Origin of the sequence: Alcanivorax sp. DSM 26293, assembly GCF_900107995.1 — a bacterium.
In the GTDB taxonomy this organism is placed as follows: Bacteria; Pseudomonadota; Gammaproteobacteria; order Pseudomonadales; family Alcanivoracaceae; genus Alcanivorax.
The window spans coordinates 138,002-160,171 of sequence record NZ_FNUM01000002.1; the positions used below are offsets into that span (position 1 = coordinate 138,002).

21 protein-coding genes are annotated in these 22,170 nt (G+C 59.7%); 13 read left to right on the plus strand and 8 right to left on the minus strand.

The features are described 5' to 3' along the window. Nucleotides 1-89: 89 nt before the first annotated feature. From C4S63_RS04160 to C4S63_RS04175, 4 genes are all read right to left on the minus strand, one after another. Nucleotides 90-863 (minus strand): enoyl-CoA hydratase/isomerase family protein, encoded by a 774-nt coding sequence (locus C4S63_RS04160; protein ID WP_103916795.1) that lies wholly within the window; start codon nt 861-863, stop codon nt 90-92. A gap of 33 nt (nt 864-896) precedes the next feature. Beyond that, the gene (locus tag C4S63_RS04165; protein ID WP_103916796.1) at nt 897-2,504 is read right to left on the minus strand and encodes a carboxyl transferase domain-containing protein; all 1,608 of its coding nucleotides are present in this window, start codon (nt 2,502-2,504) and stop codon (nt 897-899) included. A gap of 97 nt (nt 2,505-2,601) precedes the next feature. Further along, on the minus strand, nt 2,602-3,765 hold the full coding sequence (locus C4S63_RS04170; protein ID WP_103916797.1) for an isovaleryl-CoA dehydrogenase: 1,164 nt from the start codon (nt 3,763-3,765) through the stop codon (nt 2,602-2,604). Next, a complete protein-coding gene (locus C4S63_RS04175; RefSeq protein WP_103916798.1) occupies nt 3,765-4,154 on the minus strand; it encodes a MerR family DNA-binding transcriptional regulator in 390 nt (129 codons plus the stop codon). The genes C4S63_RS04170 and C4S63_RS04175 overlap by 1 nt, the downstream gene beginning before the upstream one ends. Before the next feature lie 117 nt (nt 4,155-4,271). Here C4S63_RS04175 and C4S63_RS04180 point away from each other — a divergent pair, with 117 nt between their 5' ends. From C4S63_RS04180 to C4S63_RS04205, 6 genes are all read left to right on the plus strand, one after another. After that, the gene (locus C4S63_RS04180; protein WP_103916799.1) at nt 4,272-6,587 is read left to right on the plus strand and encodes an RND family transporter; all 2,316 of its coding nucleotides are present in this window, start codon (nt 4,272-4,274) and stop codon (nt 6,585-6,587) included. A 38-nt stretch (nt 6,588-6,625) separates the two neighbouring features. Further along, on the plus strand, nt 6,626-8,839 hold the full coding sequence (locus C4S63_RS04185) for a response regulator (protein ID WP_234999929.1): 2,214 nt from the start codon (nt 6,626-6,628) through the stop codon (nt 8,837-8,839). Continuing rightward, on the plus strand, nt 8,836-9,531 hold the full coding sequence (locus C4S63_RS04190) for an NAD(P)H-binding protein (protein ID WP_103916800.1): 696 nt from the start codon (nt 8,836-8,838) through the stop codon (nt 9,529-9,531). The genes C4S63_RS04185 and C4S63_RS04190 overlap by 4 nt, the downstream gene beginning before the upstream one ends. 70 nt (nt 9,532-9,601) lie before the next feature. After that, a complete protein-coding gene (gene rraA, locus C4S63_RS04195; protein WP_103916801.1) occupies nt 9,602-10,084 on the plus strand; it encodes a ribonuclease E activity regulator RraA in 483 nt (160 codons plus the stop codon). Between the two features lie 82 nt (nt 10,085-10,166). Beyond that, nucleotides 10,167-10,577, plus strand: a complete 411-nt coding sequence (locus tag C4S63_RS04200; RefSeq protein WP_062817234.1) for a CBS domain-containing protein — start codon at nt 10,167-10,169, stop codon at nt 10,575-10,577. 37 nt (nt 10,578-10,614) lie between these two features. After that, complete coding sequence (locus tag C4S63_RS04205) at nt 10,615-11,184, plus strand: DUF805 domain-containing protein (RefSeq protein ID WP_062817235.1); 570 nt, start codon at nt 10,615-10,617, stop codon at nt 11,182-11,184. 63 nt (nt 11,185-11,247) lie between these two features. On the opposite strand, the gene C4S63_RS04210 is transcribed toward C4S63_RS04205, so the two are convergent. Next, nucleotides 11,248-12,228, minus strand: coding sequence for a malate dehydrogenase (locus C4S63_RS04210; protein ID WP_063508027.1), 981 nt, complete (start codon nt 12,226-12,228; stop codon nt 11,248-11,250). Between the two features lie 173 nt (nt 12,229-12,401). Here C4S63_RS04210 and C4S63_RS04215 point away from each other — a divergent pair, with 173 nt between their 5' ends. Beyond that, nucleotides 12,402-13,487 carry a geranylgeranyl reductase family protein gene (locus C4S63_RS04215; protein WP_103916802.1) on the plus strand — a complete coding sequence of 362 codons (1,086 nt, stop codon included), beginning with the start codon at nt 12,402-12,404 and terminating at the stop codon, nt 13,485-13,487. Here the strand turns inward: C4S63_RS04215 and C4S63_RS04220 are convergent. Together C4S63_RS04220 and C4S63_RS04225 are read right to left on the minus strand one after the other, a co-directional pair. Further along, a complete protein-coding gene (locus tag C4S63_RS04220) occupies nt 13,470-14,525 on the minus strand; it encodes an AraC family transcriptional regulator (RefSeq protein WP_062817238.1) in 1,056 nt (351 codons plus the stop codon). The genes C4S63_RS04215 and C4S63_RS04220 overlap by 18 nt on opposite strands. 132 nt (nt 14,526-14,657) lie before the next feature. Continuing rightward, on the minus strand, nt 14,658-15,011 hold the full coding sequence (locus C4S63_RS04225; protein WP_062817239.1) for a hypothetical protein: 354 nt from the start codon (nt 15,009-15,011) through the stop codon (nt 14,658-14,660). 275 nt (nt 15,012-15,286) lie between these two features. Between C4S63_RS04225 and C4S63_RS04230 the strand changes: the two genes are divergently transcribed. The 6 genes from C4S63_RS04230 (at nt 15,287) to modC (ending at nt 20,843) form a co-directional block, all read left to right on the plus strand. Beyond that, nucleotides 15,287-16,810 carry a carboxylesterase/lipase family protein gene (locus C4S63_RS04230; RefSeq protein WP_103916803.1) on the plus strand — a complete coding sequence of 508 codons (1,524 nt, stop codon included), beginning with the start codon at nt 15,287-15,289 and terminating at the stop codon, nt 16,808-16,810. 117 nt (nt 16,811-16,927) lie between these two features. Next, nucleotides 16,928-17,260, plus strand: a complete 333-nt coding sequence (locus C4S63_RS04235) for a BolA family transcriptional regulator (protein WP_063508032.1) — start codon at nt 16,928-16,930, stop codon at nt 17,258-17,260. Next, nucleotides 17,257-18,207 (plus strand): rhodanese-related sulfurtransferase, encoded by a 951-nt coding sequence (locus C4S63_RS04240; protein WP_103916804.1) that lies wholly within the window; start codon nt 17,257-17,259, stop codon nt 18,205-18,207. The genes C4S63_RS04235 and C4S63_RS04240 overlap by 4 nt, the downstream gene beginning before the upstream one ends. Nucleotides 18,208-18,380: 173 nt before the next feature. After that, nucleotides 18,381-19,121: a molybdate ABC transporter substrate-binding protein gene (gene modA, locus C4S63_RS04245; RefSeq protein WP_103916805.1), complete on the plus strand. Its 741-nt coding sequence runs from the start codon at nt 18,381-18,383 to the stop codon at nt 19,119-19,121. Continuing rightward, nucleotides 19,111-19,794, plus strand: a complete 684-nt coding sequence (gene modB / locus C4S63_RS04250; RefSeq protein WP_063508035.1) for a molybdate ABC transporter permease subunit — start codon at nt 19,111-19,113, stop codon at nt 19,792-19,794. The genes modA and modB overlap by 11 nt, the downstream gene beginning before the upstream one ends. Further along, a complete protein-coding gene (modC, locus tag C4S63_RS04255) occupies nt 19,791-20,843 on the plus strand; it encodes a molybdenum ABC transporter ATP-binding protein (RefSeq protein WP_103916806.1) in 1,053 nt (350 codons plus the stop codon). The genes modB and modC overlap by 4 nt, the downstream gene beginning before the upstream one ends. A gap of 162 nt (nt 20,844-21,005) precedes the next feature. Here the strand turns inward: modC and C4S63_RS04260 are convergent, their stop codons facing one another. Beyond that, nucleotides 21,006-22,115, minus strand: coding sequence for a prolipoprotein diacylglyceryl transferase family protein (locus C4S63_RS04260; protein WP_103916807.1), 1,110 nt, complete (start codon nt 22,113-22,115; stop codon nt 21,006-21,008). Nucleotides 22,116-22,170 lie beyond the last annotated feature (55 nt).

The window sequence follows — 22,170 nt, forward strand, 5'->3', positions numbered from 1 at the left end:
TTGCCTTTGTCCTGCCGTAGGAGCGTCGCTGGCGGCGCGATTTCGTCGTGGCTTATCGCGCCGCCAGCGACGCTCCTACGGGTAGTGGATCAGATCCAGTTGGGTGTTCGTTTTTCCAGAAAGGCACTCAGCCCTTCCTGGCCTTCTTCTCCGGTTCGCAGCCGGGCGATCAGGTCGGCGGTGTCGTCGAGCATGGTCTGATCAATGGGGCCGTGGCTGACGCGAGCGATCAGGTTGCGGGCTTCGATCTGTGCTTGGGGGGCGGCGGCGAGCAGGGCGTTGATCAGGGAATCCACGCTGTCGTTCAGCTCGCTTTCCGGAACGACCTCATGGGCAATGCCCAGCGCTACGGCCCGCTCGGCGGGGATCACTTCCGCCGTCATGAAATAACGATTGGCCTGCCGGGCGCCCATAGCCCGCACCACATAGGGGCTGATCACCGCTGGCACGATGCCCAGCTTCACTTCGCTGAGGCAGAAGCGGGCATTGTCGGCGGTCACCGCCATGTCGGCGGCGCAGATCAGGCCCAGAGCACCGCCAAAGGCTGCGCCCTGAACCCGGGCGATAACAGGCTTGGGACACTGGTCGATAGACTGCATCAGCCGCGCCAGCTTCAATGCATCGTCGCGGTTCTGTTGCGCATCTAGCTTGCCCATGGCGCGCATCCAGTTCAGGTCTGCTCCTGCGGAGAAATGCTTGCCGGCGGCCTGCAACACCACCACGCGTACAGCGTCATCGTTGCCGGCTTGTGCAAAGGCCTCTGTCAGCGAGGCAATAATGCTGTCGTCGAACGCATTTCGCTTGTCCGGGTTATTCAGGGTAATCCGGGCAACCGGGCCCTCGATCAAGGTGTTAACGCTCATAGCTCGCTTCCTGTTTTGTGTCGGGCGTCATGCTCACATCCGGAACACGCCGTAGCGTGTCTCTTCAATGGGAGCATTGAGGCTGGCGGAGATGGCCAGACCCAACACATCTCGGGTGTCAGTGGGGTCGATCACGCCGTCGTCCCACAGCCGTGCGCTGGCGTACCAGGGTTGCGCCATTTCTTCGTAGCGTTCGGTCATATCTGCCTGGAAGGCGGCAGCTTCCTCGTCACTCCATTGCTGACCTTTCTTCTTCAACGAGGCCTGCTTTACCTGAGTCAGCACGCTGGCGGCCTGTTCCCCGCCCATTACGCCAATACGGGCATTGGGCCACATGAACATGAAGCGCGGATCGTAGGAGCGTCCACACATGCCATAGTTACCGGCGCCGAAGCTGCCACCGGTGATCACGGTGAATTTGGGCACGCTGGCACAGGCCACAGCGTTGACCATCTTGGCGCCGTGTTTGGCGATGCCTTCGGACTCGTATTTCTTGCCCACCATGAAGCCGGTGATGTTCTGCAGGAACAGCAGCGGAATCTTTCGCTGATTGCACAGTTCGATGAAGTGCGCGCCTTTCTGGGCAGACTCGGAATAAAGCACCCCATCGTTGGCAAGAATGCCCACCGGATAGCCGTGGATATGGGCAAAGCCGCACACCAGGGTAGTGCCATAGCGGGCCTTGAATTCATCCAGTTCCGAGCCGTCCACGATGCGCGCAATCAGTTCCCGTGCCGGCATGGGCTGGCGGGTGGTGGTGGGAATGACGCCGTAAAGCTCGTTGGGATCGTAAGCTGGCGGCCGTACCGGCTGACGGTTGACCTGATCGGGCTTGTGCCAGTTCAGGTGCGCGATGGTGCGACGTGCCAGTTCCAGGGCGTGGGGTTCGTCGTCAGCCAGATGGTCGGCCACCCCGGATTGTTCGCAGTGCAGGTTGGCGCCGCCCAGCTCTTCGGCGGTAACCACCTCCCCGGTGGCGGCCTTTACCAGGGGCGGGCCGGCCAGGAAGATGGTGGCCTGTTCCTTGACCATGATCACTTCGTCGGCCATGGCCGGCACGTAGGCGCCGCCGGCGGTGCAGGAGCCCAGTACCACACTGATCTGGGGAATGCCGCGGGCGGACATGTTGGCCATGTTGAAGAAGATGCGGCCGAAGTGATCCCGGTCCGGAAATACTTCATCCTGACGGGGCAGGTTGGCACCGCCGGAATCCACCAGATAGACACAGGGCAGCCGGTTTTCGGCGGCAATGGCCTGGGCCCGCAGGTGTTTTTTCACGGTCAGCGGGTAGTAGCTGCCGCCTTTTACCGAGGGATCGTTAGCGACGATCATGCATTCCACGCCGTGGATCTGACCGATGCCGCCCACACAGCCCGCCGCCGGCACGTCTTCCCCATAGACGCCTTCGGCGGCCAGGGCGGAAATCTCCAGGAACGGGGAGCCCGGGTCCAGCAGCAGGTTGATACGTTCACGGACCGGCAGCTTGCCGCGCTCGCGCAGGCGCTGCTCGGCGGCTTCGCCACCGCCGTGGGCGATGTGGTCCAGTTTTTCCTGCAGCTGCTGGCGCAGTGTCAGGTTGTGTTCCCGATTGGCCTGAAATTCCGGGCTGGCGGGATTGATCTGACTGTTGATCTTGGGCATGGCATTTGAGGTCTGACGTCGGCTGTCTGACGTCAGACGTTCTCTCCAGCGGATGTTGTCTTGTCGTCAGACGTCCGACCTCAGACGTCCGACCCCCTTATGCTGTTTCGTTGAACAACTCACGGCCAATCAGCATGCGACGGATTTCACTGGTGCCGGCGCCGATTTCGTAGAGCTTGGCGTCGCGCAGCAGGCGACCGGTGTTGTAGTCGTTGATGTAGCCGTTACCGCCCAGGGTCTGGATCGCTTCCAGTGCCATCTTGGTGGCATTTTCGGCGCAGTAGAGGATCACGCCGGCGGCATCCTTGCGGTTGGTCTCGCCGCGGTCACAGGCCTGGGCCACATGGTAGAGGTAGCTGCGGCTGGTATTGAGCATCACGTACATGTCGGCGATCTTGCCCTGCATCAACTGGAACTCGCCGATGGCCTGACCAAATTGTTTGCGCTCGTGGATGTATGGCACCACTTCGTCCATACAGGCTTGCATCACGCCTACCGGGCCCCCGGAAAGAATGGTGCGCTCGTAATCCAGTCCACTCATCAGTACTTTCACACCCTCGTTTTCCTTGCCGAGGATGTTTTCGGCGGGGACTTCGCAGTCTTCGAACACCAGCTCGCAGGTGTTGGAGCCACGCATGCCCAGTTTGTCCAGCTTTTGAGCGCGGGAGAAACCGGGGAAATCACGCTCGACGATGAACGCCGAAATGCCTCGGGGGCCTGCATTGCTGTCAGTCTTGGCGTAGATCACATAGGTATGGGCGTCAGGGCCGTTGGTAATCCACATCTTGTTGCCATTGAGGATGTAGCGGTCGCCTTTCTTTTCGGCGCGCAGCTTCATGCTGACCACATCGGACCCGGCACCGGGCTCGCTCATGGCCAGGGCACCGATATGGTCACCGCTGATCAGTTTGGGCAGGTACCGGGCTTTCTGCTCGTCGGTACCGTTGATAACAATCTGGTTGACGCACAGGTTGGAGTGGGCGCCGTAGGAGAGACCGATAGACGCAGAAGCCCGGGAAATTTCCTCTACCACAATGGTGTGGGCCAGGTAGCCCATGTTGGCGCCGCCGTATTCTTCGTCAGCGGTAATGCCCAGCAGGCCCAGATCGCCCATTTTTTTCCACAACGGCAGGGGGAACTCATTGCTGCGGTCGATTTCGGCGGCCAGGGGGGCAATTTCTTTCTGGGCAAAGGCTCGGGCCGTATCACGGAGCGCATCGATAGTTTCGCCCAGATGAAAATTGAAAGTGCTGTTGAACATTATTGTGTCTCCAGATCGTGAAGGGCGTCCAGGCAGCGCTGCTCGGCGTCATCGAGTTCCCGCTGCATGACCTGAATATCCCGAAGTTGTTGTTCCAATTGTGCTCGGCGCTGGTGAATCTTTCCCTGCAGGGCGAGAAGCTGACTGCGGTTATCGCCCTGGGGCTGGTACATGCGGATCAACTCTTTGGATTCGGCCAGGGAAAATCCCAGTCGTTTACCGCGCAGTATCAGTTTCAGGGTGACCCGATCGGCGGGGGTGTAGACCCGAGTCTGGCCCCGTCGTTGCGGAGTCACCAGGCCCTGATCTTCGTAAAAGCGGATGGTACGGGTGGTCACGTCGAATTCCCGGGCCAGCTCGCCGATGCTGTAGGTCTGTTTTTTACTCATGGAAAAAGAATAGGGGAAGTTTACGTTAACGTAAAGTTGTTGATTTTGGCCTGTTCGGTCCGTGACACGGTGTTTACCTCTGCCTAGACTTTCGTCCCAGATCAATGGGGGTAACGAATGAAAGACGCTTGGAGTCGCTGGGTGGTCGCCCATCCGGTGTGGGTACTGCTGGTCTGTACGGGCCTGTGCCTTGCCATGGCTGCGGGTATGAGCCATTTCCACAACAACAACGATCCGCGCATTTTCTTCACGGAAGAGAACCCGGATTTCAAACGCTTTGTCTCCCTGGAAGACAGCTTCACGGCCAACGAAATGGTGTTGTTCGTCGTGCACCCGAAGAATGACCGGGTGTTTGAGCCGCAGGCCCTGGCCGCGATCGAAGCCCTGACCGACGATGCCTGGACGCTGCCACATTCCACCCGGGTGGATTCGCTGACCAATTTCCAGCACACGGAAGTGGAGGGGGATGACCTTTTTGTGGCGCCCCTGGTGGAAAACGCCCTTTCCATGTCGGCGGACGAGATTGATCAGGCCCGTGACATTGCCCTTAACGAGCCGGCGTTGGTGGGACGTCTGGTGTCGGACAAGGGCCATGTGGCCGGGGTGGTGGCCACGGTGACCATGAGCGAGGGCAATACCGAGGCCCCGGAAATCACCGCTGCGGCACGGGAAATGGCCCGGGCCTACGCAGAGCAATACCCGGATATCGACTTCATGGTGACCGGTACTGTGGTGTTCTCCCAGGCGTCAGCGGAGGCCACGGAGCAGTCCATGGCGACCACGCTGCCACTGGCTTTTGTGGTCATGCTGCTTTGCCTGTGGCTGATTCTGCGCAGCCTCATGTTTGTGGCCGTTACCGTGGTGGTGATTGCCTTCTCCATTGCCTCGGCCATGGGAATCGCCATGTGGTTGGGGATCGAGTTTTCTCCCATCGTGGGGATGGCCCCGGCCATGATTCTGACCCTGGCGGTGGCGGATTCCGTGCACATTCTTGCCAGTTATCGTCATGAACGCCTGCTTGGGATTGCCAAGACGCCAGCCCTGATGGAAAGCCTGCGTATCAATCTGCAGCCGATCTGGCTGACCAGCCTGACCACGGCAATCGGGTTTGCCATCCTCAATTTTTCCGAATCCCAGCCGTTCCGGGCACTGGGCAATGTGGTGCTGATTGGCGTCTTGCTGGCTTTTGTCTTCTCGGTATTGCTGTTACCGGCACTGGTGATGCTGTTGCCGCACCGTATCGAGCCCGGCAGGCAGCGGGATTATGCCCCGTGGATGAGTGCCCTGGCCGCGCACTTGAATCGTCACTACAAGCGCTGGCTGGCGGGTATGTCGGTGGTGGTAGTGCTGCTGACGGCCAGTGTGGGACTCAACCGGACTAATGATGTGTTCAATGAATACTTCGACGAGACGTTCGAGGTAAGGCGGGTCAACGATTTTGCCATGGCGGAAATGACCGGTATGCACCGTATTGATTATGCGGTGCCCTCCGGTGAATCCGGGGGGACCATGGAGCCGGCGTACCTTCAGCATCTGGATGCGCTGATGACATGGCTGGAGCAACAGGATGAAGTGGTCTATGCCACCTCATACACCAATGTGATCAAGCGACTTAACCGCGACTTGCACGGTGGCGATCCCGCTTACTACCGAATCCCCGATTCCCGGGAACTGATTTCCCAGTACACCCTCCTGTATGAACTGTCTTTGCCCCAGGGGCTCGGGCTGGAAGATCAACTGGATATCGACAAGCGCCAGGCGCGGGCCATCGTGGTGCTGAAGAATATCGGGTCAAAGCCGGTGCTGGACTTCAACGACCGGGTAGAGCAGTGGATGCAGGATAACTGGCCGGCGACCATGCAGACCCGGGGAACAGGGATGGATATCCTGTTTGGCCGTGTCACCATCCGCAACATCGAAAGCATGCTGGGCGGTGCACTGATTGCCCTGGTCAGTGTGTCGGTACTGCTGATTCTGGCTCTGCGTTCAGTCCGCTACGGCCTGCTTTCCCTGATTCCCAATCTGCTGCCGGCGGCCATGGCGTTCGGTCTCTGGGGGTTGATCAATGGTGAGATCGGGCTGGCCGTGTCGGTGGTGGCCTGCATGACACTGGGGATCGTGGTGGATGATACGGTGCATTTCCTCAGCAAGTATGTCCGTGCCAAGCGAGAGCTGGGTCTGAATACCGAGAAAGCCGTGGATTATGCCTTCCGCACCGTGGGGGTGGCCCTGGTCGCGACCTCTGTGGTGCTGGTGGCCAATTTCGCGATCATTGGCACCAGTCACTTCTATCCCAATGCCAGTATGGGGCTGTTGTCGGCGATCACCATCGCCATGGCGCTGTTTGTGGACTTTTTCTTCTTCGTGCCGCTGCTGATTGCGCTGGATCGTGCGAGGCGGAGTAGCCAGCCCGGAAAAGCAGTGATAACGTAGCGCGACACATCCAAACAGGTTCCACGGAACGCGACACGGTGTCATACAAGAAAGATCGCAAGGTTCTCAAGCGCGTCGATTACGGGGCCGCCAAGAATTCCCTGATGGGCGTTCTGGCGGCCCTTCTGATTTATGCCCTGGTTTTTGCCTGGGGGCAGGTTTATCAGAGTTTCGAACTGGAAGCGCTCATCGGAGGCGGGGCCGTTCTGGCCGTCACCGCCTATCGGTTATGGCTGGTTGCCCGATTCGATGCCCTCTATGGCTCGGGGCCGGCACGCTGGCGCAAGCTGTTTGGCGTCGGTCTGGCCATGCATGCCCTGCTGTGGGGGCTGCTTCCCGCCTGGCTGGCCTGGCGGCTGGGCTCGGGCTTCAACTTCTTCGCGGTACTCCTTTATAACGTCGGCGTAACCACGGCTCTGGGCAGCTCCTGGATGGCCGGGCTGCGGGTGCGTCAGGCCTATATCGTGCTGATGTTCCTGCCCACCGTGTTGGTACTGCTGATCACCGGATCCCTGCACGACTGGGTGATCGCGATCATGATCAGCATTTATGCCTTCTACCTGTTCCGACTCTACCGCGGCCAGTATGAAACCTTCTGGCATGCCATGACGCGGGAGCGGCGGGGACGCGGTGAAAGCAGCAGCCAGCAGCCGGTGAGAAGCAGTACCGAGGTGCAGCTCAGCCTGGTGTACCGGCTTGCCCATGAACTGCGTACGCCAATGAATTCTCTCATGGGCATGATGTCATTACTGGAAGACACCCGTCTGGATGACGAGCAGAAAGATTACCTCCAGGTGGCCGGTCGCAGCGGCAAGCTGTTGCTGTCGTTGATTGATGATGTGCTGGATTATTCCCGCATCCTGTCGCGCCGGATCACCCTGAATTCCGAATTCTTCGATTTCCGCACCGCCATTGAACAGGCCCTGGAAGCCTTTGGCCCCATGGCACAGAACACCGGGCTGGAGCTGACCTGTGTCATCGACCGGTTGTTGCCCAAGCGCATTCGCGGTGACCGTGAGCGCCTTATGCAGGTGCTCAACAATCTGTTCAGTAATGCCATCAAGTTCAGCGATAACGGCGAAATCCGCCTGGATGTGGATTTCACCGTGGAAAGCGAAAGCAGTGGCGTACTGCGGGTAAGGCTCAGTGACGAGGGCGTGGGCATGGACCCGGAAACCCTGCGTCATCTGTTCCAGGATCGGTTTATCGATGAAGGGCAGGATGTCTACAGCAGCCGCCATACCGGTTTCGGCTTGCTGGTCTGCAAGGGGCTGATTGACGCCATGGGGGGCACACTGGGGGCAGAGAGTGTGCCCGGTGAAGGGTCGACCTTCTGGTTTACAGTGCCGGTGCAGATGCAACCGGACATGCGCGAATCCCAGGATCTGGTGCGGGCGCTGGATGGGGCAGAGGCCGTGGTTGTGGGAGCGGCTTCCGGCACCGTGGCCTGTTTGCAGGAAGAACTGGAAACCCTGGATTGTCAGTGTTCGTCGGCCCAGGGTTACGACCATGCCCTGCAGGCCCTGCGGGCCGGTCACCGGGAACATAGCGATTTTGATCTGCTACTGGTGGACACCTGGACGCGGCCGGAACTGGCCCTGAATCTGTGCCGTAATGTCCTGGAGGACCCGTCCCTGCGGCCGGTGCGACTGGTTCTCCTGGCCACCATCGAAGAGCGTGGTACCCCGGCGGTCCAGAAACTGATCGATAAACATGATCTGGTGGTGCTGGTGCGCCCGGCCCATCGTCGCAGTTTGCGCAGCGCCCTGGCCCGACTGGTGGGGCTGCAACGCCAGCAACCGGTGGGGGATGCCCCCATGCAAACCCGAGAGGAGCGCCTGCGCCGCAAGCAATTCCGGTTGATGCTGGTGGAAGATAACGAGGTCAACCAACTGGTGACCCGCGGCATGCTCAGCAAGCTGGGGTATCAGGTCAAGACCGTCAGCAACGGTGAGACCGCACTGGCCCTGCTGGATCAGGAAAATTTCGATCTGATTCTGATGGATTGCATGATGCCGGAAATGGATGGCTTTGAAGTCACCCGTCAGCTCCGCGCCCGGGAGAAACAGAACGATGGTCAGCGTACCCCTGTGGTGGCGATCACTGCCAACACCGCCGAAGGGGTGCAGGCCCGTTGTCTGGCGGCGGGCATGGATGATTTTCTGGCAAAACCGGTACACCTTGATGCACTGGAGACCGTATTGCGGCGCTGGTTGCCTGCCGAGCCGGATCACGATGAGGATGAAGAATGACAAGAAAAGCCTTGCTGCTGGGGGCAACGGGACTGGTAGGGCAAGATTGTCTTGCCAATCTGCTTGAGAGCGATGAATACGACCAGGTACGGGTACTGTGTCGGCGACCGTTATCGGTCGAGCATCTCAAACTGGATGTGCAGGTGATTGACCTGGATGACATGCAAGCCTGCCAGTCATCGTTCCAGGTGGATGATGTGTTCTGCTGCCTGGGTACCACCATGAAAAAAGCCGGCTCCCGGCAAGCGTTTCGTCATGTGGATCATGATCTGGTGGTGCTGGCGGGGCAGATGGCCCTGCGTGCCGGCGCGCAACGCTTTCTGGTGGTATCGGCGGTCAATGCCAATTCCCGCTCACCGTTTTTCTACTCCCGCGTAAAGGGGCAGATGGAAAGGGCGCTGATCAAGCTGGAATTGCCATTGCTGGCCATCCTGCAGCCATCCCTTTTACGGGGCCAGCGTGAAGACCGGCGCCCGGCGGAAGACTGGGGAAATATCTTCAACCGGGTCATCGAGCCGCTCACCCGCTGGACCGATGCCCACTGGTTACCGGTGGACAGCCACAAGGTTGCTGATGCCATGGTGGGCATGGCGCTGGAAGGGCCGCAGACCGGTCTCTATAAATTACGCTACCGGGACTTTCTGGTATTTGCCGGCAAGTTCCGAAACCAACGGGAAATGAAAGGCGAGTAGGGCAAGCAGGTGGGCTTGATGCCAGCCTGCTGTCCGCCACAGCGAATTCGCCATTGTTTTAGGAGTCAGTATGACCTTTGTGACCTGTGATCTTTGTGACGACAACGCCGACAGTGTTTCTGTGGTAACCGGCCATAACTGGTTCAGCTATGGCGGTCGCAACGCCTTCGGCGGTGAAGTGGTGACGGTGAAATGTTTCGAGGACAACAGCCGGGTCAAGGAGCACCTTGGCACGGATGGCAAGGGCAAGGTGCTGGTGGTTGATGGCGGTGGCAGCCTGCGCAACGCCCTGATCGGCGACATGATTGCCGAGAATGCGGTAAAGAATGGCTGGGAAGGGGTGATCATCTACGGTGCATGCCGGGATGTGGACGAGCTGGCCAAGCTGGATATCGGTGTTGTCACCCTTGGCTGCGTACCCATCAAGTCCGTGCGTCGCGATGAGGGGCAACTCAATATCGAGATTACCTTTGGTGGGGTCACGTTCCGCCCGGGTGATTATGTCTATGCGGACAACAACGGCATCATCACTTCACCGAAAGCGCTTCTGTGATCGTTTTGCTATAAGAGAACACCATCCATACCGGGAACAAGGCGCCTTTCACGGGCTTGCCGTTGCACACAGGGAAATCGTTATGCTCAAGTCCATCAAGGTTGCGGATTATATGACCCGGCGGCTGGTGACCATCCGCCCGGAGATGTCGGTGAATGAAGCTATCCGTGTATTTCTCGAGCACAAGATTTCCGGGGCACCGGTGGTTGATGAGAATGGCAGTCTGGTCGGGGTTTTCTCTGAATCCGATTGTCTCAAAGGGGCCCTCGAAGCCAGCTATCACGGCACGGAAATCGGGCCGGTGAAGGAATATATGAGCGTGGACCTGCAGACGGTGACCGGGGAAACCTCCATTCTGGATGTGGCGGAAGTGTTTCTGGCGGACCACCGTCGGCGTTTGCCGGTGCTGGAAGGTGGCCGTTTGGTGGGGCAGATCAGTCGTCGGGATTTGCTGCGGGCCATGGACGACTTCAGCCGTCGGCATACTCTTTAGTTTTCATTCACAAAAACTTGTCTATTAGGGGGACAACATGAATCAGCCTTACCAGGCGCCAAAGGCCGATGTGTCTATGACCGGTGTTGGCAATTATCAGCCCAAGTTCCTGTCGTTATCCGGCCGGATAGGCCGCATGCGTTATTTCGCTTATGCCACAGGCCTGACGCTGATGTTTTATGCGGTACTTGGGGTTCTTGCTGCGATCATGATTCCGGCATTTGCTGATAGTTCTATGGGGGTCGTTATTGGTTTGCTGTTTGCTGTGGGCGCTATCGTGGTGTTGGTGTTTTCCTGGGGTTACATGGTACGCCGCCTGAATGACATCAATGCCAGCGGGTGGTTAAGTCTGTTGATGTTGGTGCCTTTGGTGAATATCGTGCTTGGGCTGGTGTTGCTGTTCAAAAAAGGTTCAGAGGGAGAAAATAACTACGGCGCTGCGCCGGTGGCAAATTCGGGCGGTGTAATAGCGGCCTTCTGGATTTTTCTGCTGTTGATGGTGGGTTACGTGGGAGTGGTGATTCCCATGGCCATGACTCAGTACGAAGGCTATCTGCAGCGCAGCGAGGCGATGCAAATGGAATATGAACAGGGTTATGACTACTGAGCTTTTAGAAGCCAAACACAAAAAAGGGGCTCCGAAGAGCCCCTTTTTTATGCCTGCGAAACCTTACGGCAGCAGGTGGGAAACGGCGTCACGTTCTTCCGCCAGTTCCTTCTCAGTGGCTTCCATCTTGCCACGGGAGAAATCGTTCACTTCCAGACCCTGAACGATGCTCCAGTCGCCATCCTTGCAGGTGCAGGGGAAGGAGTAGATCAGGCCTTCCTGGATGCCGTAGGAACCGTCGCTGTAGATGCCCATGGAGACCCAGTCACCGTCGGCAGTGCCGAGGGCCCAGGAACGCATGTGGTCCACAGCGGCAGAAGCAGCGGAAGCGGCAGAGGAGGCGCCACGGGCCTTGATGATGGCGGCACCGCGCTGCTGGACTTCCGGGATGTAGGTGCCTTCGTACCAGTCTTGCTCCACCTGGTCGATGGCTACCTTGCCGTCCACTTCACAGTGGTGCAGGTCCGGGTACTGGGTAGAGGAATGGTTGCCCCAGATGGTCATCTTGGTGATGTCGTTGACCGTTTTGCCCAGTTTGTTGGCCAGCTGCGCCATGCCACGGTTGTGGTCCAGGCGGGTCATGGCAGTAAACTGACGGGGGTTGATGTCCGGCGCGTTGCGCTGGGCGATCAGGGCATTGGTGTTGGCCGGGTTGCCGACAACCAGCACTTTGATGTCCTTGCTGGCGTTGTCATTGATGGCTTTACCCTGGGCAGAGAAGATTGCTGCGTTGGCTTCCAGCAGATCTTTACGCTCCATGCCCGGTCCACGGGGACGAGCACCAACCAGCAACGCGTAGTTGGCATCCTTGAAGGCCACGTTGGCGTCGTCGGTGCCAACAATGCCGGCGACCAGCGGGAAGGCACCATCTTCCAGTTCCATGATAACGCCCTTCAGGGCTTCCATGGCCGGGGTGATTTCCAGCAGTTGCAGAATAACGGGCTGGTCTTTGCCGAGCATGTCGCCGGAGGCGATACGGAACAGCAGGGAATAGCTGATTTGGCCAGCGGCGCCGGTAACGGCTACGCGTACGGGTGCTTTCATTAACAATCTCCTAGCTTGAATTCGGGAGAACTTATGGGGCTGAAACCAGGGGAGCCACTGAGCAATGGCAAATCCCGCCATGGGTCAGGGGTCCCGGACGGGGCGCATTATAAAGGAAGCACAGGCCTATTCATACTTGGACCGAAGTCCGCTTGACTGACTCGAGGCATGGAATGACCCAATGGGATGTGATAATCGTCGGAGCGGCCCAGGCCGGCTGTGCCGCCGCCTGGGATCTGGCGGCGGCAGGGCGGCGTGTGCTGGTGCTGTCCCGTGCCGGTGGACAGGAAAAACCCTGTGCCGGCGGAGTGACGTCGAAAACCCTGAATCGCTACCGCTTCTCCATTGCTCCCGTGGTCCGTGAGGTGGTATCCACTCTCCGGATCGGGCGCTTTCCAGGCAGGGACCGGTCGCTGCAGGCCCCGGCCCCGTTCTGTGTGATGACCGAACGGGGCGAACTGGATGCCTTTTGCCGCCAACAGGCAGAACAGCAGGGGGCCTGTTTCCGACAGACCCGGGGGATTCATGCCATCAAGCAGGATAGCAACGGGGTCACCGTAACCACCCGCGAGGGAGAGCGTTACCAGAGCGACACACTGATTGCCGCTGATGGTGCCAATAGCCCGGTGCGAAAACTCCTGGGAGAACGTCGTTACCCCGGCGCCATGGCGATTGAAGGCTGTGTGCCCCGGGATCGACTGACCCGGTATCCGGGCATGACCCTGGACTTTGCGGCAATCAAGGGGGGCTACGGCTGGCTGTTTCCCAAGGGGGATCATGTCAATGTGGGGCTTTATGTGTGGCGCCATGGCCTGGCTTCCCCCGGCCGTGAGCAGCTTGAGCGCTACAGTCAGCAACGGCTGGGAGTCAGTCCCTCCCATATGCAGGGTTACCCGCTGGGCACCTGGCTGCCCCGTGCCCGCTTGCGTCACGGGCGCATCCTGTTTGCCGGGGATGCGGCCGGTTGCACCGAAGCGCTGCTGGGGGAGGGCATCTATGGTGCTGTGCTCAGTGGGCAACTGGCCGCCCAGGCCATTCTTGCCGGCCAGCTGTCCAGCTACCCGCACTGGCTGGCGGGCTGGCGGGAAGAAGTGGCTACGGTGGAGCAACTGGCGGGGCTCTACTATCGGTTAATGCCCATGTCCACCCGCATGTTGCAGGGGCATCTGGGCGAGACCCTGGTGGATGGATTTGCCCGGGGGCTGACCCTCGGGCAATGCAAGCGTCGCTGGCGGGGCGCCTCAATCGTCGGGGGTTAGCGCGCTGCCGGGTTGTTCCCGGTAGTGCACCGGGGTCACACCGAACCAGCGCTTGAAGGCCCGGTTGAAGGCACTTTGCTCCGAGTAACCCAGGTCCAGGGCGATCTGGTTTACGGAACGGTCGCTGTGCAGCAGCCAGTCGCAGGCCAGGCGCCGACGCTCGTCTTCCAGCAAGCTGGAAAAGTCCGTGTTCTCCGCGCGCAGCTGACGACGCAAGGTCCAGGGCTTGATGCCCAACTGGTCGGCGATAGGCTCCAGCTGGGGGACCCCCTGCTGCAGGCGTTTCTGAATCTCCAGACGTACCTGCTCCAGCAGGTTATCGCGGGCATGGTACTGGGTAACGGCCCGTTGCATGCGCGAACGGGCCACCTTGTGCATTTCCGGATCCGCATCGCGCAACGGCAGGTCCAGCAAATCCGCTTCCAGCACGATGGCATTGAGTGGCTGTTCAAAGGCCACGTCACAACGGAATATCCGCTGATATTCCTGCTCATCGCCCTGGGGGGCATGGTGAAACAGCACCCGGGTCGGAGACAGTTCCTTGCCGATCAGCCAGCGGCCATAGATGATAGCGCCGGCGAAGTGGGCATCAATGCGGGCCGGGTAAGTGGAGAGCGCTTCCAGATCACTTTCCCAGATCAGCCACAGGTGTTTGTCGCGCCACTCGAAGCGTAATTTGGCGCATTCGCTGGTGACATTGGCAAAAGGGATCATCAACTCGATGGCATCCCCCAGGGTGGCGCTGGACATGCTGGCATAGCCCAGTTCGCCCATAAAACGGGGGCGGATGCCTTCGCCCATGTGCAGACCGAACAGCGGGTCACCGCTTTGCAGGATGGCCTGCTTGAGGAGCTGGTTCTCCACCGTCATGGCGATCCGCGACTGAGGATTTTCCAGATCATCGTTACTGATCCCCAGGTCCACCAGGGGACCGCTCAGGTCGACACCGGCCCGCAGGGCAGCATCCAGCAGGAATTCAAGCCAGAAAGGGGCGACAGTGCGCAATTTCAGTGAAGAGGTGAGGCTGGCGGACATCATGACTCGCGTGGTTTTTGTTATCAGTGGGTTGCACTAGATAACGAGAGGCGAGCGGGGAAGTCAACGGTTCAGGTGAGACAAAGGGGAAGGAGCGGGGGCGGGGATGCCGCCCCCGAAGCGGGCAAAGCGCGGTTATTTCGCTTCTTTGGCCAGCTTGTTGACCTTGCGGGTCAGGGAAGCGAGCTTCTTGTTCAGGGCTTCCACCTCATCACGGGTGGGCAGACCCAGGGCGGTGGCAACCTTGCCACGCACTTCGTCCAGCTGGGACGGCTGTTTCTTGGCGGCAGTTTTCTTCTGGGGTTTGCTCTGGGCTTTCTGACGTTTCTCGCCGGTTTTTACCAGCGTCTGGAACAGTTCGTTGCCGTTTTCTTCCAGACGGGTGTAGGCACCACGCACGGCGGTGTTCAGTTTCTCCAGAGCCGCTTTGGCTTCGGTGGTAACTTGTTCATAGCGCTCGTTGAGTTGCTCGATCGTAGCGTTGCTCATGGGGGGCTTCCCTCCTAGAAAAATGGATTAGCAAAGCCCTCTGGCGGTGGCTGCGAGGGCGTGAACAAGTGTAAGTCAGGATTCTGACAGTGTTGTTAATGTTGTCTAACAATTAAACATGAGCTTTGGCCTACTTATCAGTAGGTAATTTGCTATGGTCTGCGGTCAGCCTTTGCCCTGTGGGCCATGGTGGCAATTCACAAGGCCGTTGCCCGGCGCCAAAGCGTGCAGGAGACAACAAGGCTGTCGGACAGAAACCGGAAAAGGACTCAGCTATGTCAGCAGTGATTCGTCAGGGCCGTTATCAGGGACTGACCGCAAACGGTGTCACCGAATACAGGGGCATCCCGTTTGCCTTGCCACCGCTGGGTGAGCATCGTTTCAAGGCCCCCCGGCCGTTGCCGGACGGTGATAATGCGGTGGTAGCAGATCACTATCCCCAACCCTCCCTGCAGATGAAGAACCCGCTGATGGGTGTCCACGAGTCCAGCGAAGACTGCCTGTACCTGAATATCTGGGTGCCCGAAGGGGAGGGGCCCTTTCCGGTGATGGTCTGGTTCCATGGCGGCGCTTACCTGGCCGGCTCCATCTCGCAACCGTTGTACAACGGGGCGGAACTGGCTCGAAGCCAGCGGGTGGTGGTAGTGAATGCGGCCTATCGGTTGGGGGCCATGGGCTTTGCGGATTTCACGGCGGTGGCGCCGGAACTGGATGCGGACAGTAATCTGGGCCTGCGCGATCAACTGGCGGCGCTGGAATGGGTCCAGGAAAATATCGGTGCCTTTGCCGGTGATGCCGGTCGGGTCACCGTATTCGGGGAGTCTGCTGGCGGTTTCAGTGTCTGTGCACTGCTCGCATGTCCCCGGGCCGCATCATTGTTCCACGCTGCCATCTCGCAGTCCGGTGCGGCGGATTTTGTGCTGGCGCCGGAGCAGGTCCGCAGGGTCACCGACGCTTTTGTGGCAGCATTGCCGGGCGCGGGCAGTGCCGCAGAGAGGCTGCGCGACAGTACCGCAAAAGACTGGATCAAGGCCCAGAACCAGGCGGTGAAAGTGCTGGTGGATCGAGGGCTTCGCACCACCACGCCACAGTTTGCGATGAACTTTCTTCCCATGGTGGATGGGGACCTGTTGCCGCAGTCGCCGATAGATGCCATTGCCGCCGGTGCTGCTGCGGACAAGAGACTGCTGGCGGGGGTTTGCCGGGATGAATATCACTTTTTCCAGTACGCCGGCGTCCTGGCTGGCACGGTGAAAATGGATTCCCTGCGGGAGGTGGATGATCAGGAAATCCAGCGTCGGTTCGAGCGTGGCCTGCCGGGCAATGGGGCCCGGGCGTTCGAGTATTACCATTCCACGGTGAAACCGGATCCCCGCCGCAGTCCGCTGGATGTGTTTTCGGCCATGGAGTCTGATCGTCTCTTCCGTGTGCCCACATTGCGGTTGCTGGATGCCCAGAGCCGCCATAATGCGGACTGTTGGGGATTCCAGTTTACCTGGCAGAGCGAACCCTTCGGCTTGCCGCTGGGAGCCTGTCATGTGGTGGATGTGCCCTTCGTGTTTGGCGTCACCGATACCCCGGCGGGAATCTATTTCACCGGCGGTGGAGATGCCGCCAGAACCTTGTCCCGTCAGGTACAGACCGCCTGGGGCGACTTTGCTCACGGCAAGGCTCCTGGCTGGCACGGCTGGTCCGCCGGGCGCAAGGTGCGCCAGTTCGGGCCGGGCGAGGTGATGGCCGCCTTGCTGGACAAGGACGCCGAGACGCTGTGGGAGTCCATCATTCCTGCCCCGCAGTGAGCGGGAGTGTCTGACCGCCGGACATTTCTCAGGACCTGGCAAAGCGCGTAGAATACTGCCCCCGCGCGGCCCTGACGCCGCGCTATACTGGTTTTGTATCCCCGGGTGGTGAGTGCCATGAGCGTAGCAACATTGATCGAGCGCAAGGTTTCCGAGGCTGTCCCTGTGGCACATTTGGCCCTGGAAAACGAAAGTCACAAGCACAGTGTGCCACCCAATTCAGAAACCCACTTCAAGTTGGTGCTGGTAAGCGACGCCTTTGACGGTATGTTGCCGGTGCGTCGCCACCAGATGCTCTACAAGGTTCTGGCCGAGGAGCTGGCGGGTCCGGTGCATGCACTGGCCCTGCATACCTATACCGTGGCGGAGTGGCAGGCCAAGGGTGGCGAGGTGAGTGAATCCCCTGACTGTCTTGGTGGCAGTAAGCACGATCCGGAGTTCAAGGCGTGAGTCAGCATAAAGTGGAAAGGTCGGACAGCATCGTCGTTGCTGCCCTGTACAAGTTTGTCCGTCTGGGCGATTTCGAGCAGTTGCGCGAGCCCCTTCTGGCGCTGATGCTCGCACAGGATGTGCGCGGCACCCTGTTGTTGGCCAACGAGGGCATTAACGGCACCATCGCCGGTCCACGGGCGGGTATCGACACGGTACTTGGCTGGCTCCGTGAGGATCCCCGTCTGGCGGATCTGGAGCACAAGGAATCCTTCCACGACGCGCATCCCTTCCTGCGTACCAAGGTGAAGCTCAAGAAAGAAATTGTCACCATGGGGGTGGAAGGCATCGACCCCAATCGTACCGTGGGCACCTATCTGAGCCCGCAGGAATGGAACGCGGTGATCAGTGATCCGGAAACCCTGCTGATCGATACCCGCAATGATTATGAAGTGGAAGTGGGCACCTTCAAGGGCGCCATCAACCCGGAAACCCGAACCTTCCGGGAGTTTCCCGAGTATGTGAAAGAGAGCCTGGACCCGGCCAGGCACAAGAAAGTGGCCATGTTCTGTACCGGCGGCATCCGTTGTGAGAAATCCACTGCCTACCTGAAAGAGCAGGGCTTTGAAGAGGTCTATCACCTGAAGGGAGGCATTCTCAAATATCTGGAAGAGATGCCGAAAGAAGAATCCCTGTGGGAAGGGGAGTGTTTCGTCTTTGACGAAAGGGTGACCGTTGATCACGACCTTAACCCCGGTGAATTTGACCAGTGCCACGCCTGCCGCCGACCCATCAGTGAAGAGGAAAAGGCGTCGGAAAAATTCCAGTTGGGGGTGTCCTGCCCGAAGTGCTTCGACGAATCCTCACCGGAACAAAAGGCGCGTTTTGCCGAACGGCAGAAGCAGATCGAACTGGCCCGCGCTCGCGGCTGCCAGCATCGTGGTCAGAATCCCCGCAAACCTTCCTGATAATTCCATTCGCGCGTCGTTGGCGCCTTGCTCGCAAGGCGAAGAGGTCAATCAAGCCCGGTGCTTTCTGAAATCTTCGCTTTGCCAGCAAAGCGCCATCGGTGGGCTGCTGTCATCCATGGAGTGCCTGATTCGGGTTAGACTGGGCGTTCGCTCATGGTCCTGGAGCCTTCATGAAGTGTTTGCTTGTCAGCCTGTTGTTGATGGTGGCGGCCACCGCAGCGGCGGAGCCTGTACAGGTTGCCGTTGCCGCCAATTTTTCTTCTCCGTTGAAGCAACTGGTTGAGGCGTATCGCCAGCATCACCCGGAGGCGGAGATTCAGATCACGGTGGGGTCCACCGGCAAGCTTGCGGCCCAGATTCGTCAAGGCGCGCCCTATGATATTTTCCTGGCCGCGGACGCTCGTCGACCGCAAGAGCTGGCCTCGGAAGGGTTGATTCTGCCGGAGACGGTACGGACCTATGCGATTGGCAGACTGGTGTTGTGGTCACCGGATGCCGGGCCGGTCCTGGCCGGGCCGTCGCTGGTCGCCGGTCAGGTGTCGCCGGTGGCCATGGCCAATCCCCGCACCGCCCCCTATGGGGAAGCCGCCCAGGTGGTACTGGCACGCTTTCCGCTGCCTGAGTCGGTGGTTCTTGTGCAGGCAGAGAACGTGGGTCAGAGCTATCACTTTGCGCACAGTGGTGCCGCCCAGGCGGCATTTGTCGCCTTGAGTCAGGTGCAGGACAAGGGTGGGCGGCAGTGGCGTATTCCCGATGGCCTTTATCCTCCCATACGCCAACAGGCGGGCCTGCTCAGGGATTCCGAGGCCGCCCGGCATTTTTATGCGTTTCTGTTTTCTGCCCCGGCCAGGGAGAGAATTAACGGGTTGGGATACGGTACTGACGAGGTCGCCGATGACGATGGTGAGTGATGGCGACTGGCTGGCGCTCTGGGTAAGCATCAAACTGGCGCTGGTCACCACCGCCATCCTACTGCTGGTGTGTACGCCGCTGGCCTGGTGGCTGGCCCGCCGCCGTTTGCCCGGTCAGGCGTTACTGGAAGCCTTGTTGGCCCTGCCACTGGTACTGCCGCCTTCGGTGCTGGGGTTTTATCTGCTGATCGGGCTGGGGCCGAACGGTCCTGGTGGCTGGGTGACCCAGTGGGGAGAGGCCCGTTCCCTGGCGTTCAGCTTTACCGGCCTGGTGATCGGGTCGCTGATCTACTCGCTGCCATTTGTCCTGCAGCCCCTGAAGAATGCCTTCGCCGCCATCGAGACCAGGCAGTTAGATATGGCGGCGGTCTCGGGTGCCCGTCCCCTGGACCGGTTCTTCTCGCTGGTGATTCCCCAGGCCCGGCAGGGCTATGCCAGCGCGGCTATTCTCGGTATTGCCCATACGCTGGGGGAATTCGGTGTGGTGTTGATGATCGGTGGCAGCCTTGCCGGAGAAACCCGTGTGGCATCCGTGGCGCTGTATGAACATGTGGAAGCCGGAGACTATGCCAATGCCCATCGGCTGGCCGGTGTGCTGCTGGTGATGTCGGTGATGATGTTGTGGGCCCTGTTCCGCTGGCAGCGCAAACAGAACGTGGGGGTGATGCCTTGAGTCTGGCATTTTCCCTGGCCGGGCAGGTGGGGCAGTGCCGTCTGCAGGTACAGGCACAGCTTGCCGCCAGTGGCGTGACTGTGCTGTTTGGCCCTTCCGGCTCCGGCAAAAGTACCCTGCTGCGAATGCTGGCCGGGCTCCAGGAATGCGAGGGGGAAATCCGCTTCGGGGATCAATTGTGGCATACCGAGGGTTTCCGGCTTCCTCCCTGGGAACGGCCCTTGGGCATGATGTTTCAAGCGCCGACCCTGTTTCGCCATCTGGATGTTCGCGGCAATCTGGACTATGTGAGAAAGCGCCGCGGTGCCAGTGGGGAAGATCTGGCGAGGGTGGTCGGCCAGACCCGCATTGAACCCCTGCTGGCCCGTTCTGTTGAGACACTGTCCGGTGGTGAGGCCCAGCGGGTGGCACTGGCTCGCGCCTTAATGGCCGGCCCGGAGTTGTTGCTGCTGGATGAACCCTTGTCGGCGCTGGATCATGGCCACAAGCAGGAGCTTCTTGGCATGATCAGCGCCATCGCCACTCAGGTACCGGTGATTTACGTTACCCACGACCTGGATGAATTGCTGACCCTGTCGCGGCAAGTCTGGCTGATGGAACAGGGGCGGATCGTGGCAAGTGGCAAGGCCCATGAGGAGCTGGCACGGCTGGATGGCCCGCTGGCCCAGCGGGGCGATGCTACCGCGTTGCTGTACGGAGAGTTAGGCGCTTACGACAGTCGGGATCATTTGCAGGCAGTGAACGTGGCGCGGCAGACATTCTGGCTGCCGGCGGCGCGACCGGTGGCCGGAGATGCCCCGGTGCGGCTGCGGATTGCGGCCAGGGATGTCAGCCTGTGCAGGCAGGCGCCAGAGGATTCCAGCATTCTCAATATCCACCCGGTTCAGGTGGCAGGTCTGCGTGAAGTGGGCCCGGGCCAGGCGGTGGTGCAACTGGTCCTGGGGGACCAGCGGCTGCTGGCCCGTATCTCCAGCCGTTCCGCCCGGGAACTGGAGGTATTTCCCGGTGCGCAGTTGTATGCGCAGGTGAAGGCGGTGGCGTTGGGGTGAGGTCAAGGCCTCAAGCTACAAGCTACAACGCGGCTCAATCATGTTGGTATTTGAAACGTAAGAGGCCGCGCCCGAGTCCTGGGCGCGGCTTCATACGTTGGAAACCCTACATTCGTTTCTCGTGTTGTAGCTTGAGGCTTGTAGCTTGTAGCTTGCAGCTGTTCAAGCTGCCGCCTTTCCCTCTCCCTTGCACCCTGCCTCTTCACAGCCTGCCTGGCTGCGCCAGTCAGCGGCCAGGCCGAAGCGAAGCTCCCCGGTGGTGATGGTGCTGGTGCCGGAAAAGAAGAACATGGTCACGGTGATCACCTGCAGACTGAGAATCACCCCCGGTGACCACAGAGCGCCCAGGCCTGCTGCCAGATCCGGTACCAGACCCGCATGGACCGGCAGTACCAGACTGATGACGATGCCGTAGAGTGCGGCAAAGAGGGCCATCATCTGGTAGACGGAGAACAGCTTGCTGCCGCCTCGGTAGTCCGCCCGCAGTGTCTCTGAATAAACCCGCCACAACTGGCTTCCCACCAGGCTCAGGGCAAAGGCCAGGGCAAACTGCTGGTGGAAGAAGAGCGCGCTGCACAACAGGGCCAGAGCGGTGTACACCACGCAGGTGATTGCCTGGATGGGTATGACCTTCACTGCCTCCATTTCGCCGGCAAAGGCGATCTTCTTGGTCTTGCCGATAAACACATGATTCAAGGTGCTGAACAGGCGCTGAGCCCAGGACGGTGAATGTCTGAGCGCCTTGCCATAACAGCAGCCGAAACTGATGCAGGCCAGCCGGCCGATACCTTCACCCAACACATAGGCAATCGACATGGCCGCCAACATGGGCAGAATCGGCAGGGCCGTATCCCACCAGCGCTGGCTGGCCATATCCGCCAGCCAGAGAAACAGGGGAGCGATAATAATACCGACAAAGCTGGCGCCGCCCACGGTGAAACCATGGCGGTTCTTCTCAACCACAGTGGCGATGATCTTGGCGGCGGGCAGACAGATGGCAAGCACGCCCAGAGTGAGCAGCAGGGCGGTTCCCAGCGCAACGCCGGCGGATGCCGTCAAAAGAATAAAGGCAGCAACGCCGAGCCCCCCGGAGATGCCGGTGAACAACCCATAAAAGGTCAGGTTGAGGCCTTGCCAGGAGCCGTCACTGTTTTTTTTCAGGGGTAGCGAGGCCACGAATTGCCAGCGCTCTTCCGGTAGGTGACGGAACAGAAAGCGAAAGGTTACCCCGAACACCAGGGCACAGCCCAACAGAAACAGATCCGCAGCCATCAGCGAGCTCCTCAACGGTGGCGTCAACGAGGAGGATGGGGGTGGAACAGTGCGG